Here is a 12,532-nt window from a genome sequence, read left to right as displayed (position 1 = left end):
TTCCATTGCATCGCCTCTTAGTTGACGGTTGGCCAAGTTTACAAAAGCGGAGACAGCAGGCGGGCGATGGATTCAATGACCCGATGGTGCCACGGCCGGTTTCTGAACTCCTCAAGCGTTAACTCCCGACTGTCCATTAAATCTTGCTCGAAATCTTGCTCCAGTTCGGCTACCGAATGACTGTTGTATAAAATCGCATTGACTTCGAAATTATGCTGAAAGCTGCGAATATCCATGTTGGCCGTTCCGATAGAGGCGACGGTGCCGTCCACCAGAAGAATTTTTGCATGGACAAAGCCGTGCTGGTATAGGAAAAAACGAACGCCTGCTTCCAGAAGCTCCTGAATGTATGAACGGGATGCCCAGAAGACCGTGTAATGATCGGCCCGGCTCGGAAGGATAATTCGCACGTCGAGCCCGCTAAGTGCCGCGGTTTTCAAAGCCATGCTGATGGAATCGTCAGGAATAAAATAAGGGGACGTAATATATATTTTTTCCTGTGCCGTCGCGATAATCGTAAAGTACATCTGCCAGATTGATTCCCAGTCTGAATCAGGACCGCTTGAGGCAATCTGGATAAGCTCGTTCCCCGCTTCCCCTTCAAATACTGGAAAGTATTGGTCGCCCTCAATATTCTGGTTCGTTACGAAAAACCAGTCCTTAAGAAATATATTTTGCAGCAGGTACACCGCATCCCCTTCAATTCGCAGGTGTGAATCCCGCCAGAAACCGTAGCGGGAATCTTTGCCCAAGTATTCATCCCCGATATTTAACCCGCCGACAAATCCGATTTTGCCATCAATGACAATAATTTTTCGGTGGTTCCGGTAGTTTAGCTTATTATTTAAAAAAGGGAGGATAACCGGGAAGAAACTCACCACTTCCACGCCCGCCTCTTCCAATTCGGCAATGTAGCGCTTGTCGAGCATCAAACTTCCAACCCAATCATATATAACGCGAACCTTAACCCCTTCACGCGCCTTATCAATTAATATCTGCTTGAATTGCTGGCCCGTTGAATCGTGGCGGATGATGTAAAATTGAAAATGAATATGGTCTTTAGCCTGTGATAAATCCTCAATCATTTTCGAAAATGTCTCGCCGCCGTTCATTAGAACTTTTGTTTTATTATTGAGCGTAAAGGGTGATTGCGAAACATTGATCATTAACTTCATCAGCCTGCGCTTCAAGGCGAGGTGCGGGTACCTGGAAAGATCGGTCTTTTCCCACAGCCAGGCCTGCCGTTTCCCGAGTTTTTTTAATACCTCCGTATTATTGATAAATTTATGGCGGAATAATTTGCGTTTGCGGACATTGCGCCCGAGCATTAAATAAAAAATAAAGCCTACAATAGGCAAAAAGTTTAAGATAATAAGCCAGGCAACCGTCCGGGAGGGGTTGCGGTTCTCCAGCACAATCAGGAAAGCGATAAGAAATACAGAGAGTGAAAAAAGAAAGGTTACGGAGGGTTGGATCGCCTTCCATACCGAATTTGCCTCAGGGTTGTTTATCACAACATGAGGAAGTGGAGAATGAATAAAAAGAAATAAATGTAATAAATTTTCGATCATTACACACCAACTTTACATGGGAATATCTATCTATATTATATCCTTAATGGAATAGAATGGGCTATTTTTGTTCTCTACTGTACATTTCCTTGTACAGCCAGGTTTAAAACTTATAAAATATGTATATCCGTATTAGTGAGAAAGGAAGTAACAGTATGCTGCAGCGTTATTTGACCGTGCGGGACGAGGGGGAGGCTGAGTTGGTCATCAACCGTTCCCGGTTTATTTGTTACGTAAAGCGCGTGGAATCGCCGGAAGAAGCCGTGCTTTTCATCCAGCAAATTAAGAAAAAACATTGGGACGCGACCCATAATTGCTCCGCATACATATGCGGGGAGAATGACCAGTATCAAAAAATGGATGATGACGGCGAACCGAGCGGGACCGCAGGCAAACCTATTCTGGAAGTTATCAAGCGTAATCACATCAAGGATACCGCCATTGTTGTCACGCGTTATTTTGGCGGGATTAAGTTGGGCGCAGGCGGATTGATTCGCGCCTATGGAAAGTCGGCCAGCGCCGGCCTCAGAGCGACCGGAATGGTAGAGCGCATTCTTACCCGCGAGCATCACTTTTCATTTGACTATACCTTTCTTGGAAAGGTTGAAAATGAGCTGAAGGAGCAGGATTATCAGATTGTAGGAATCCAGTATCTTGATAGGGTCACGGTTACAGTAGGAGAAGAGGAAGGAAAAGAAGAGCCGCTCAAGCAGCTGCTAAGCAATTTGACGAACGGACAGGCCGAATGGAGACCGGGAGATGTCGTATATATCGAAAAACAGGCGGGAACGATAGAAGATGACGCGGATCCGGAGATTCCCCTCAAATAAGTGAAGAAAATGACATAAAGTTTAATTGCAACAAAAGACGCGTGTTTGGTAAAATAAGAGTTGTTTTGGATTTATTTATAGTTGCTCAGGGGGAGGAGTAGGAGTTATGGTAATGAATATTTTTATGTTCATTTTCACAGCTTTGGTTCTAATGGGTTTTGTACGAGTACGGAAATTCAGAGATAAGTTTGCTACAGTCTTTGTTGGAATTTCTTTGCTGGTATGCGTGCTGGCGGATATTTTTATTGTGATTACAGGGTTTAAAACACCATCATAATTGTGCATTTTTTAATTACTTACCACAAGAAGAAGGGGTTTGCTTACGGCACCCCTTTTTTACTTTACGCAAAGGGGACACATCTATGAAATATGTTGCATTTTTGCCGATTATTGATCAGGAAAAAAATAAACTGCACCGCCCGGCTCACCTTGACTATATAAATGCTCTTTATAAAGAAGGGAAAGTTTTCGCTGCCGGGCCGTTTACAGACGGTAAAGCCGGCCTCGTCATTTACAATGCGGTCAGTTACGAAGAAGCTCTCGAACTTGCAAAAAATGACCCTGTTATTGTGGAAGGTGCCCGTACACTCGAATTGCGCGAGTGGAATCCGTTGTCGTTGCCCCTGGATTAAAATTTATGAAACATCCAGACCATAAGTGGGGAGGTACGTATTATGGAAGTCATTAAAATTTCACCCCGCGGATACTGTTATGGCGTGGTTGATGCTATGGTTCTTGCACAGCAGACCGTCAAGAATTTTGACTTGCCGCGTCCGATTTATATATTAGGCATGATTGTACACAACGGCCATGTTGTTAAAGCGTTTGAGGAACAGGGGGTTATCACTCTCGATGGCGCCAATCGGCTCGAATTGTTGGAACAGGTTGACAAGGGAACAGTTATTTTCACTGCGCACGGTGTTTCTCCTGAAGTGAAGGAAAGGGCGCGGGCAAAAGGTCTGACCGTCGTCGATGCGACCTGCCCTGATGTGACAAAAACCCATACGTTGATTCGGGAAAAGGTGGCAGACGGGTATCAGGTGATTTATATTGGTAAAAAGGGACACCCCGAGCCGGAGGGGGCGTTGGGGGTGGCGCCACAGGCCGTTCACCTCATTCAAAATGAGGAAGATGTTCATACATTATCTCTTAATGCGGACAAAATCATCGTCACGAATCAAACAACGATGAGCCAGTGGGATATAAAACATATTATGAATGCGGTCATTAAAAAGTACCCGCAGGCCGAAATCCATAATGAAATTTGCCTGGCAACCCAGGTTCGGCAGGAAGCGGTCGCAGAGCAGGCCGGCCAGGCGGATCTTTTGATTGTAGTCGGGGACCCGCGCAGCAATAATTCTAATCGGCTCGCCCAGGTAGCTGAAGAAATAGCAGGGGTGAAAGCCTATCGTGTGGCTTCTGTCGAAGAGATTGACCCCGTATGGCTGAAAGGCAAGAAAAAGGTGGCTGTTACATCGGGCGCTTCCACTCCAACGCCAATTACACGCGAAGTTATCCACTATCTTGAACAGTTTGATGAACATAATGAGGATACATGGCGGATTGTGCGTACGGTGAATCCTGATAAAATATTACCGTCATATAAAGGATAAGCACAAAAGGGAAAAGATAAGGGATAAATGATAAGGGATGTTGGCAAGCCTTCACAGGGCTTGTCCTTTTTTATTTTACGTCAGGGGAAGGAAAGAAACTTTCAAATCTCCAAGCAAATATTATCTGCTATATTTCTAGTTACATTTGGAGTTTGTCTGGTTCTTCTGGTTGGAAAAAGTTTTGTAGCTTTTATTCTTATCTACGGACTGCTTCAATTTTTTCAAAGCGGAATGGCTTCTCCAAATGTGTATAAGGGTTTGGGGCGGCTTGTCACTCCTGATTCCTTACGGGTGACGGCTCTGTCTATTTACTCTTCCATGGGTCTTGGACTGGGATTCATGGCCAGCAGTTTACTGGGTGGAATCATTTTTGACAGCCACGGAATTTTATTGACGTATACTTTTTTCGGGGCACTTATAGCCCTAGGAATTATTCCGCTTGTCCTTGTCACGTGGTTCATCCCCAAAAATTCAAAAACAACTGTTTTATATTAATTTTCTAAAAACATATTGCTGTTCTATTACAGGGTGTGTTATACTACAAACAAGAAAGAAATCGGGTTTGGAGGGATTCTGTTATGAAACAGTATATTGGAAGCTCCTATCGTTTATCGCGTGAACAGAAATCATTTCGTGTAGAAGAGGCGGATCATCATTTTTTTGCCTGCCGCTATGAAGAGTCTAATGAAGGATTTGTCATCGAAAAAGATGCGTTTCACCGCCAACTGCAGCGCGGTCGTATTATCTCTTCTTTAGACATCGATTCTGTAGCTATCTAGTTGTAGGCGTTTGATTGTAGCTGTTTGGTGTCTTACTTTTCGTTGCACGTTTGCCCTATCCTGCATACTGTAATTAAAAAGGAGGGTGCGGGATGGGACGATTTGCTTTGTACAGGATGTGGAGAGAGCAGTGTGAGGAAGTCAAGCAGGGGCATGTTGCCATCGAAGAAGATTTTCTGGCCATTCAAGAATTTGTGGATAAAGGCGGTAATCCGTGGCGGCTTGATCCGGTTGAAACAGCTCGGAGAGTAGGCGTTGCCAAACTGGGGTTTTATCCGAATGATACGTTTACGTTATCGGGCTATTATATTTCTTACGACTCAGGATTAAACCACGCGCTTGTCCATGCCACCCACGGCATATGCCTGTTTTTAATTGAATTGCGCCAGCCTGTCCGGCAGGGACGCCGCGGCATTTGGGCGGTAGAGCGGGTAACGCTGCTAAACCCTTAAGGATCATGCATTGAATCCGTTGTATTGCGAAGTTTTCCCTTGCTAGGAAGCGGATCTGGCCGTGGTACGAACGAAGGGAGACCTGCCCGAAACATCCGGGTAACTCGAAGAGGGAGACAGTCGGGCAGAAAGACGTCTCCCTCCGTTTGTGCCACTAGGTTGCGGGAAAAAAGCAAAAATAAACATTGTCGGACTTTTTTTTTGCTTCTTCAACTGAAAATGTAAACTTTTAGTAGATTCCAATAGAATGAATCGATTTTTCTTTCTTGCTTTTTTCGACGGCCGCAGATGTTTCGGGCAGAGCTTCCCTTTTTGTTCTAACACGGACAATTTATACTTCCTTGCAAGGAAAGACCCCGCAAAAAATAAAACGGACCATTCCATTGCCCGCGCACCCGTGGGATCTTACGTTCAGTCAAACTCAATTTGAGAAACCGATAACGCAAAAATAACCCGTCACAAAAGTGATACGGGCTATTTTTTCATGAATTGAATTTACTAAACTTGGCTTTGGGGTGGCTTCTTCAGTTGATCACAAGTTCCCCTTTATAACCGGGTTCGGGTATACCGTTCGCATCCGAGATAAAAGGGAAATGACCTTTTTTCGTCGCTTGAAACGTGACGGTACTCATTCCTCCCCTAGTTAAGTCAGGAGTAAAAATGTAAAAATCCTTCAAAACAAAGTTATGTGTTTTTATGTCGATGTTATGGATGGAAATCGAAATGGTGTCGCCTACCTTGTACGTAAGTCTGTTGGGTAAAAATCCCTGGTTCGTAATCATGATCTTCTGGGGAGAACGGGCTTCCACATGAGAAGAGCCATGGTGGTTGTATACGTAGTATGCAGCATTAAGCAGTAGGAGAATGATAGGGAGTACAACCCTAATCTTCACAAACGATTACCTGTCCGGACTTTCCGGACCCGCGCCAGGCTGTGTTTTACTGCGGTATTTGGCAGCCAGGTCAATCGTGAAAAGCCGATGTGTAGGATAAAAATACGCATGGGGTTCAAGTCGACGGTCCTGCGGCGTAATGCGGTGCATATACATATCGGTTTTAGTAAGCATTCCCGGATTCATTCGCACGTTGAAGTAAATTTCGTCCCGGTACCCTTCTTGGTAAGCGATTAGCGTTAGCTGTCCATGCAGCCTCGCAATCGTCGGTTCGAAGCGTGGATCGCGGATAACAGGTGCGGGAAAAGCGGGTGTCATTCCGTTCTTGTCCGTTGTTACACGGTATCCGTTCTCAGCCAGAACCACTTCTGTATTCGGCAGTGGTTTTCTAGTATCGTCATCCAAAACTCTAACTTGCAGCAATGCCCACAAATCCCACTTGTTTGCACCAGGAATATTGCTTCCCGGCTTGACGTCCTGGAGCTTCGTGAAAGGGCTGCTTGCATCATATTTTGGTGCTTCGTATGGTTGAGCCGGCAGGGCAGCTTTTTTCCCGCTGGCGGTTGATGTATCCATCTGGAAAGCAAGTAAACCTACCAGCGGCAGAATAAGCAGTGAACCTATTTTTGTATATTTACCTATCATCGGATTCTCACCAGCTTTCGCCCTTGATAATAGAATTGAAGAATTTGCAGCATGTTTCTATTTAGTCTCGACGCGAGGTACTGGCTGCCGTGCTGCGCCATTTTCTGAGCGTTACGATACTGGTAGTTCGGGTCATTCGGGTATCCGGCCCGATAATTTAATTCAATGATTGTGTCATCGTTCTTGACATAAGCAAGCCTTTGAACTTGATCAAAAGCGGCATTCGTACGCGGCATATCTGTTCCTTCGCGGAATACCTGGAAATTGGTTGTGTTGTCGACATTAAACGTTTGGTTGTCAATCGTTACAGGATTGAGCTGGTGGTACCAGGAGAACATCTTAATGGCCATCGCGCCTGCTTTTAACGCTTCCGGGTCCCAGGTAGGAAACCATTCATTCGGCAGAACGTTACGAATATACGTTTCGAAAGGGATCACTTCCACGTATAAAATTCTACCGCGGGGATTCGGTTCCCCTCCCGGCCTGCTTTCGCGTACCGCTACGCGGATATTAGCGGGATAAGGGGTTTCATCAATGGTTGGCTGTCTCTGTGCCTGCGCTTTAGGAATATCGAGAAAAATCTGGGCAAGCAGCAGGGCGGTTAATATGCATACAGCAACGACTGTAAAACAACGCATATACTTTCCTCCTTATTCATGTAAATAGCTGTGCTCACAGATAGTATGGGAAGAATTCCAGAAATTTGTTCTATATAAAAAATGGTAAAATCATTGTATAATTTTTACCATCCAGTGAAGGCAGGAGGAGACGTTCCATGGAGATAGAAGTGGATGAATGGACAACCATAATGGACATAAAAGAAAGCGACGCCGCTAATATTTTTGCCATCATTGAACGGAACCGGAAATACTTGCGGCAGTTTCTCGGATGGATTGATTTTAGCAATTGTGTGGAAGATATACAGGATTTTATCGCTGCCAGCCAAAAAATGGCCGAACTGAACAACGGGGGGAATTATCTTATCCGATACAGAGGCGAGATCGCAGGAATGGTGAGCTTTAATCAGATAGATTGGATAAACCACCGGACAAGTATTGGCTATTGGTTGGTAAAACATGCACAGGGGAAAGGCATCATGACCTCCTCTGTGCATGCGCTCATCGAATATGCATTTAATGTGCTCGGGTTAAATCGTGTGGAAATACGTTGTGCCACAGTAAACCGAAGGAGTCAGGCGATTGCGATTCGCCTCGGATTTAAATGGGAAGGAAGAATTCGTGAGGCGGAGTGGTTGTCCGATCGTTATGTTGACCACCACGTTTACGGACTTTTAAAAAGGGAGTGGAACCGTTAGTTCGCACACCCGCAGCCGCATCCGCCGATGGAGCAGGAAGGGGAATCATCCTCTAACCGACCAATCGGAAAGGCTCTTTCTTCCTCAGAAGATGCAAAGTGTCCCCACGCCATGACGCCGTTCATATAACGGATATAAAACGGTTCATCATAGCCGATCACCGTGTAGGACTGGCCGCTCATAAAGTCATCTGATTTACGAAGGTAGGAGCGGGCCATAAAAAATTTTGTTTCAAGCATGGCCGCCTCCGAGATGTAGCCGGCCTGATATTTGCGCATGCCTTCAGCACGCAATTTCTGCATTTCGGACTGGATTTCATCATGCGTCATATCGCTATAGCGTTTCATTGTTTGAATCCCCCCCATAATGTACATACAGCATATTATAGCATATTTTTTCTATCATTCTTTTTGCACACTTTAAATTGATAATCACTGTGTATATGTTTAAAATTAAGTTATAAAGAAGATAGGGGGATTCATTAAATGAGCCATCCAAAATCGACTGTCCCTGACATAGACAGTTTACTCTATAAATTTACTGAATTGCTGACGGGAGATGCCAATGAAGAACGTGTAGAGCTGGTAAAGACATGGGCCCTCTACAGCCATTTGCTTAAAGTCATGCCTCCTGTTGTTCAGCACTGGACGTCCGAACATCCGCAGGAAAAGCAGGAAATGCGCAAAATTTTTGAACAAATTCAGGAGTGGAACCAGGAAAACAAAGGGAAAATCCGGGAGCAGCAAAATAAATTTAACACGTTACAAAAAAATGAAGGGACCGGGGGTTAGTCTCCCCCTCTTGCCCGATGCCATTCCACTCCAAATGATTCTGCCCTTTTTCTTGTATGGTGTTTAAAAAGCCATTTTAACATCGCGGGAACAACAAAGTAGATAAAAAAGATACGAAACAATTGATACGCGCTAACCATCGATAAATCTGCATGCACCTCATGTGCAATAATCCCCATTTGATCCATTCCCCCGGGGGCTACGCTTAAAAAACTTGTCGAAGACGAGATTCCGTGCATTTTGATAAGCAGTACGCTCAAGCCCCAAGACCCGATAATCATCACCATGCCGCTTATAACAGCAAGAGAGATAATTTTTACCTTGTTGTTAAGTTTCTCAGGCTTCAACAATAACCCAATGTAACCACCGATCATGAATTGAGAAATATCTAATAGCAATGATGGGAGTACAGGACCATGAAATCCTGAAATTGTGAGGGCAGACGTTCCGATAATTGGACCTAACAAATAAGCGGTCGGCAGCTTAACCTTTTTCCCAATGATTGCACAAACGACAGAAACGATGGCAAATATGATGATAGATGGAAATAAAGCGTCCCATTGTGTCGACACGGTCTGCACCAAACCTGAGGATGGTCCTGATTTCCCCCCGCCAAATAGGGGGCTGAAAATAAGGAGGGGTACAAAGAAAATAATCATCATTAATCGGGCAACCTGGAGAAATGTTACAGTCGTTAAATCAATATCCTTTATTTCTTCCGCCAGTGTAATCATTTGAGAGAGTCCGCCAGGGATACTGCCAGTCAGAACGGTAGGATAATCAACCCCTGATAGTTTGGAAACGAACAAAGCGATGACGGCGCAAAAAGATACAAGAATAAGAGTCATAAACATCATCGAAGGCAGTTGATGAACGATTTGAATGAGCGCACTGTATGTAAACGATAGTCCAATCGAGTATCCAACAATGATCATCCCGGTATCCCTGATATACCCCGGCCAGTAGAATTCAAGTTTGCTCCATTTAGAACCAATGAAAACAGACGCCATCGATCCGAGCAGCCAGGGGATCGGTATGTGAAGTGCAACAAAGAGTAAACCTCCAAGAAAGGCAGCGATAAGAGTTACCAAAAATCGAACGGGTTTAGTTTCTTTTGTGAAATGAGGTTTCTGCATCATACTATCTCCTTAACACGGCTTGGCAAATAAAAATGAGGATAAATAGTCTTATGTTAAACTATCTATCCTCTAATCATTTTAACATGATATGCAAGAAAGTTTCTTTACTGAACGGTTGAGGTATAAGGAAATTGCGATGAATAGCCGCTGAATTGCTGATAAGCCTGGTCGAGTTTTTGCTGTTCTTCGGCTTCCAATGAATACCATCCATTTTGGAACATCACGTTGTATATATCCCGGGCGCACTGGTGGGTTTCTGTGAGGATGGTCATGATATCCCGGTGCAGCTCAGCATGGCTGGCCTCTCTTACGGCAACATTCAAACTGTCTGTTAAGTATTTTTCTGTCGCTAAAATATCGTTAATGCGGTCGCGGTCGTTTAGTTCAGGTCCTTTGACTTTCGGTTCATACGAAGGCTTTGGGTTTTTGATTTTACTCTGCTGCTGCATTTTTTCATTCCTCCTTACTGTTGGGGTTGTTGCGGAAGATTGGCCATTGCCTGGTTATTGTTGTGCTGGCAGTGTTTTAAAAGCATATTGTAATGGCGCTGATGCATCAGTCCGGCCCGGTCAATAGCCTGTTTGATCTTAGGGTCTGAACATTCAGCGGCGAAGTGAGCACACTTTTTCATCGCAAGAAGAAGCCAGGACATTTGGTCTTTTAAATAATACAGATCTTTTGTCGTGATCACGGCAGGGGGGTTCATCATCAATGGTTGCTGGGTATTTTGTTCCATTGTTTGCTGTTGCATAAGGAAAAACTCCTTTCACATGTAGTCTTACACGGTTAGTGTACGCAAAAAAAACCCGGGGCATTCAGGCCCCGAGCCAGGTGAGTTTACTGATTCTCACGTTGATCGTATCGAGTTCGATATTTAAATGAGAAATGTATGTGTCGTAGACGCGCTGTTTGATTGTCTGACCGATTTCGAGCAGGGAAGTTTGTTCCGATAACGTAAGATGAAGGTCAAGGGATACGCTAGGTAAATCGTTAAGTGTCGTTTGGATTTTTGCGAAATGTACACCCTCCATCGCACGACAGCTTAACAGGACAAGTTTACGCAGAACGTTTTCGCTTACGTGAATCCGCCCGGCCTGAAAATCCGGCTGAACAATCGTAGTTTCTCCGATTATTTCCCTTTTAGCTGAAAAAAGCTTTTTCCCCTGTTCAACAAGACGCTTGAAGAAGTGTTGTTCCACCTGAATATACGGAATGGGAATAACATGCTTTCCCTGCGTTCGCCGGGTATAAAGAGCCGCCCGAATTTCGCTCGACGAACGAATTTCATCGATGGAAACATAGCGGAGTATCGGGCCTACATCAAGCGCCTCGGCAATGCGATCGACCATTTTTTTCGATGTTCCAATCAAAAGAATCCTGGAAATTGCGTGGGCGTGTATGGAGTTTTTTACCTCTCTGGCATGGTCTTCGTAAAAGAAAATAGCCCGCTTGACGGCTTGAATCGTCGTTTTTTCATATTTGGCAGAGGTGCCGGAAATTTTTCTTCCTTTATAGATAAGCAACCCATCGTCAATAATTGCGGGAATATTATATTTATGGGCAACAGCGAGCGCGCTTGTGCTTTTGCCGGTACCACTCGGTCCATACAGGCCATATACTTCCATTGTTTGCTTCTCCTTTGACTGGGTTTCGGACATTAGGAAGTGGAGCTGGAGACAGGCATGGCCCCCATTTCCTCAGAGCGCTTGACGGCGCGTTTAATACATGCTTTCATCGCTTCCTGAAAATCATATTTCTCAAGCACGCGAATCCCTGCATCGGTTGTACCGTTCGGGCTTGTTACTTTACGGCGCAGGGCAGCCGGCTCTTCATCGGATTCTTTTAACATATGGGCGGCCCCGATAATGGTTTGCAAAATGAGGCGGCGGGCCACTTCAGGATCCAGCCCGATTTCGCTTCCCGCGGCTTCCATTGCCTCTACCAGATAGTATACATAAGCAGGGCCGCTTCCGGAAAGTCCCGTAACAGCATGAAGTTCATTTTCTTTTACAATTTCCGCGATTCCTACCGCGTTAAACATGGCAAGTGCGATGTTTACATCTTCGTCAGAGGCGTATTTGCCTGGTGAAATAGCGGTGGCGGAGAGGCCGACCGCAGCCGACGTATTCGGCATCGTGCGAATGACAGGCGCATTATGTCTAAGCAATCGGGAGATATACTCCGTCGAAATGCCGGCCAGTACAGAAATAAACAATTGCTCAGGGCGCGTCCATGCCTGGATGCCGGCGACAGCGGCAGCAATGTCTTTTGGTTTTACCGCAAGCACGATGATGTCGGCTTTTTTGATAGCCTCCTCACGCCCCACATGCGCGATGCCGTACCGTTCGACAAGTTTCTCAATATGGCCGTTATTTCCGCGGTTTACCGCGCAGAGCTGACGCGGCGCAATTAACTTTTTTGTAAGAAGACCCGAGATGAGGGCTTCCGCCATTGAACCGGCTCCGAGAAAACAAATATTTTTAGTTTGAAGCATGATAACATCC

At 45.1% G+C, this 12,532-nt stretch carries 19 protein-coding genes; 9 read left to right on the top strand and 10 right to left on the bottom strand.

Features of this window, described 5'->3' with window-relative positions; all coding sequences use genetic code 11:
- Positions 1-38: 38 nt before the first annotated feature.
- Entirely contained in the window at positions 39-1,571 is a 1,533-nt protein-coding gene (cls, locus tag H525_RS0115670) for a cardiolipin synthase (RefSeq protein ID WP_155837346.1), read from the bottom strand.
- A gap of 155 nt (positions 1,572-1,726) precedes the next feature.
- On the opposite strand from cls, the gene H525_RS0115665 reads away from it, so the two are divergent.
- From H525_RS0115665 to H525_RS0115635, 7 genes are all read left to right on the top strand, one after another.
- Complete coding sequence (locus H525_RS0115665; RefSeq protein ID WP_027416946.1) at positions 1,727-2,401, top strand: YigZ family protein; 675 nt, start codon at positions 1,727-1,729, stop codon at positions 2,399-2,401.
- Positions 2,402-2,507: 106 nt separating this feature from the next.
- Positions 2,508-2,678: a hypothetical protein gene (locus H525_RS27455; protein ID WP_155837344.1), complete on the top strand. Its 171-nt coding sequence runs from the start codon at positions 2,508-2,510 to the stop codon at positions 2,676-2,678.
- An 85-nt stretch (positions 2,679-2,763) separates the two neighbouring features.
- Complete coding sequence (locus tag H525_RS0115655; RefSeq protein ID WP_027416945.1) at positions 2,764-3,033, top strand: YciI family protein; 270 nt, start codon at positions 2,764-2,766, stop codon at positions 3,031-3,033.
- Positions 3,034-3,075: 42 nt separating this feature from the next.
- Positions 3,076-4,014 (top strand): 4-hydroxy-3-methylbut-2-enyl diphosphate reductase, encoded by a 939-nt coding sequence (locus H525_RS0115650; RefSeq protein ID WP_027416944.1) that lies wholly within the window; start codon positions 3,076-3,078, stop codon positions 4,012-4,014.
- Positions 4,015-4,041: 27 nt separating this feature from the next.
- Positions 4,042-4,509 (top strand): hypothetical protein, encoded by a 468-nt coding sequence (locus H525_RS0115645; RefSeq protein ID WP_027416943.1) that lies wholly within the window; start codon positions 4,042-4,044, stop codon positions 4,507-4,509.
- An 83-nt stretch (positions 4,510-4,592) separates the two neighbouring features.
- On the top strand, positions 4,593-4,793 hold the full coding sequence (locus H525_RS0115640; RefSeq protein ID WP_027416942.1) for a hypothetical protein: 201 nt from the start codon (positions 4,593-4,595) through the stop codon (positions 4,791-4,793).
- 92 nt (positions 4,794-4,885) lie between these two features.
- Entirely contained in the window at positions 4,886-5,245 is a 360-nt protein-coding gene (locus tag H525_RS0115635; protein WP_245590499.1) for a hypothetical protein, read from the top strand.
- A 524-nt stretch (positions 5,246-5,769) separates the two neighbouring features.
- Here the strand turns inward: H525_RS0115635 and H525_RS25745 are convergent.
- From H525_RS25745 to H525_RS0115620, 3 genes are read right to left on the bottom strand one after another with little or no spacing between them, the layout of a single operon-like run.
- Positions 5,770-6,138, bottom strand: a complete 369-nt coding sequence (locus tag H525_RS25745) for a cupredoxin domain-containing protein (RefSeq protein ID WP_051331090.1) — start codon at positions 6,136-6,138, stop codon at positions 5,770-5,772.
- 6 nt (positions 6,139-6,144) lie between these two features.
- On the bottom strand, positions 6,145-6,783 hold the full coding sequence (locus H525_RS24395) for a hypothetical protein (RefSeq protein ID WP_051331089.1): 639 nt from the start codon (positions 6,781-6,783) through the stop codon (positions 6,145-6,147).
- A complete protein-coding gene (locus H525_RS0115620) occupies positions 6,780-7,421 on the bottom strand; it encodes a SpoIID/LytB domain-containing protein (protein WP_027416940.1) in 642 nt (213 codons plus the stop codon). Before H525_RS0115620 ends, H525_RS24395 begins: the two co-directional genes overlap by 4 nt.
- Positions 7,422-7,558: 137 nt before the next feature.
- Between H525_RS0115620 and H525_RS0115615 the strand changes: the two genes are divergently transcribed.
- Positions 7,559-8,098 (top strand): GNAT family N-acetyltransferase, encoded by a 540-nt coding sequence (locus tag H525_RS0115615; protein WP_027416939.1) that lies wholly within the window; start codon positions 7,559-7,561, stop codon positions 8,096-8,098.
- Here H525_RS0115615 and H525_RS24390 read toward each other — a convergent pair.
- Entirely contained in the window at positions 8,095-8,445 is a 351-nt protein-coding gene (locus tag H525_RS24390) for a DUF1811 family protein (RefSeq protein ID WP_051331088.1), read from the bottom strand. The two genes, H525_RS0115615 and H525_RS24390, sit on opposite strands and share 4 nt — an antisense overlap.
- 138 nt (positions 8,446-8,583) lie before the next feature.
- Here H525_RS24390 and H525_RS24385 point away from each other — a divergent pair, with 138 nt between their 5' ends.
- Entirely contained in the window at positions 8,584-8,889 is a 306-nt protein-coding gene (locus tag H525_RS24385) for a DUF2573 family protein (RefSeq protein ID WP_051331087.1), read from the top strand.
- On the opposite strand, the gene H525_RS24380 is transcribed toward H525_RS24385, so the two are convergent.
- The 5 genes from H525_RS24380 to proC all read right to left on the bottom strand — a co-directional run bounded on the left by H525_RS24380 (position 8,886) and on the right by proC (position 12,522).
- Positions 8,886-10,028 carry an AbrB family transcriptional regulator gene (locus H525_RS24380; RefSeq protein ID WP_342664293.1) on the bottom strand — a complete coding sequence of 381 codons (1,143 nt, stop codon included), beginning with the start codon at positions 10,026-10,028 and terminating at the stop codon, positions 8,886-8,888. The genes H525_RS24385 and H525_RS24380 overlap by 4 nt on opposite strands.
- 104 nt (positions 10,029-10,132) lie before the next feature.
- Positions 10,133-10,477, bottom strand: coding sequence for a spore coat protein (locus H525_RS0115595; protein ID WP_027416938.1), 345 nt, complete (start codon positions 10,475-10,477; stop codon positions 10,133-10,135).
- Positions 10,478-10,491: 14 nt separating this feature from the next.
- Positions 10,492-10,779, bottom strand: a complete 288-nt coding sequence (locus H525_RS0115590; protein ID WP_027416937.1) for a hypothetical protein — start codon at positions 10,777-10,779, stop codon at positions 10,492-10,494.
- 64 nt (positions 10,780-10,843) lie between these two features.
- Positions 10,844-11,653 carry a P-loop NTPase family protein gene (locus tag H525_RS0115585; RefSeq protein ID WP_027416936.1) on the bottom strand — a complete coding sequence of 270 codons (810 nt, stop codon included), beginning with the start codon at positions 11,651-11,653 and terminating at the stop codon, positions 10,844-10,846.
- A gap of 32 nt (positions 11,654-11,685) precedes the next feature.
- Complete coding sequence (gene proC, locus H525_RS0115580) at positions 11,686-12,522, bottom strand: pyrroline-5-carboxylate reductase (RefSeq protein WP_027416935.1); 837 nt, start codon at positions 12,520-12,522, stop codon at positions 11,686-11,688.
- Positions 12,523-12,532 lie beyond the last annotated feature (10 nt).

The sequence above is a fragment of the Aneurinibacillus terranovensis DSM 18919 genome (assembly GCF_000430625.1).
Taxonomy (GTDB): Bacteria; Bacillota; Bacilli; order Aneurinibacillales; family Aneurinibacillaceae; genus Aneurinibacillus_B; species Aneurinibacillus_B terranovensis.
This window is presented reverse-complemented; position numbering and strand designations above follow the sequence as displayed.

Coding starts and splice junctions, on each gene's coding strand:
- H525_RS24390 (WP_051331088.1), bottom strand. CDS start 8,445: ATGAAACGCTATAGCGATATGACGCATGATGAAATCCAGTCCGAAATG.
- H525_RS0115650 (WP_027416944.1), top strand. CDS start 3,076: ATGGAAGTCATTAAAATTTCACCCCGCGGATACTGTTATGGCGTGGTT.
- H525_RS0115640 (WP_027416942.1), top strand. CDS start 4,593: ATGAAACAGTATATTGGAAGCTCCTATCGTTTATCGCGTGAACAGAAA.
- H525_RS0115655 (WP_027416945.1), top strand. CDS start 2,764: ATGAAATATGTTGCATTTTTGCCGATTATTGATCAGGAAAAAAATAAA.
- H525_RS24395 (WP_051331089.1), bottom strand. CDS start 6,783: ATGATAGGTAAATATACAAAAATAGGTTCACTGCTTATTCTGCCGCTG.
- H525_RS0115615 (WP_027416939.1), top strand. CDS start 7,559: ATGGAGATAGAAGTGGATGAATGGACAACCATAATGGACATAAAAGAA.
- H525_RS0115595 (WP_027416938.1), bottom strand. CDS start 10,477: ATGCAGCAGCAGAGTAAAATCAAAAACCCAAAGCCTTCGTATGAACCG.
- H525_RS0115645 (WP_027416943.1), top strand. CDS start 4,042: ATGATAAGGGATGTTGGCAAGCCTTCACAGGGCTTGTCCTTTTTTATT.
- H525_RS24385 (WP_051331087.1), top strand. CDS start 8,584: ATGAGCCATCCAAAATCGACTGTCCCTGACATAGACAGTTTACTCTAT.
- H525_RS0115635 (WP_245590499.1), top strand. CDS start 4,886: ATGGGACGATTTGCTTTGTACAGGATGTGGAGAGAGCAGTGTGAGGAA.
- H525_RS24380 (WP_342664293.1), bottom strand. CDS start 10,028: ATGATGCAGAAACCTCATTTCACAAAAGAAACTAAACCCGTTCGATTT.
- H525_RS27455 (WP_155837344.1), top strand. CDS start 2,508: ATGGTAATGAATATTTTTATGTTCATTTTCACAGCTTTGGTTCTAATG.
- H525_RS0115590 (WP_027416937.1), bottom strand. CDS start 10,779: ATGCAACAGCAAACAATGGAACAAAATACCCAGCAACCATTGATGATG.
- H525_RS0115665 (WP_027416946.1), top strand. CDS start 1,727: ATGCTGCAGCGTTATTTGACCGTGCGGGACGAGGGGGAGGCTGAGTTG.
- H525_RS0115620 (WP_027416940.1), bottom strand. CDS start 7,421: ATGCGTTGTTTTACAGTCGTTGCTGTATGCATATTAACCGCCCTGCTG.
- cls (WP_155837346.1), bottom strand. CDS start 1,571: ATGATCGAAAATTTATTACATTTATTTCTTTTTATTCATTCTCCACTT.
- H525_RS0115585 (WP_027416936.1), bottom strand. CDS start 11,653: ATGGAAGTATATGGCCTGTATGGACCGAGTGGTACCGGCAAAAGCACA.
- proC (WP_027416935.1), bottom strand. CDS start 12,522: ATGCTTCAAACTAAAAATATTTGTTTTCTCGGAGCCGGTTCAATGGCG.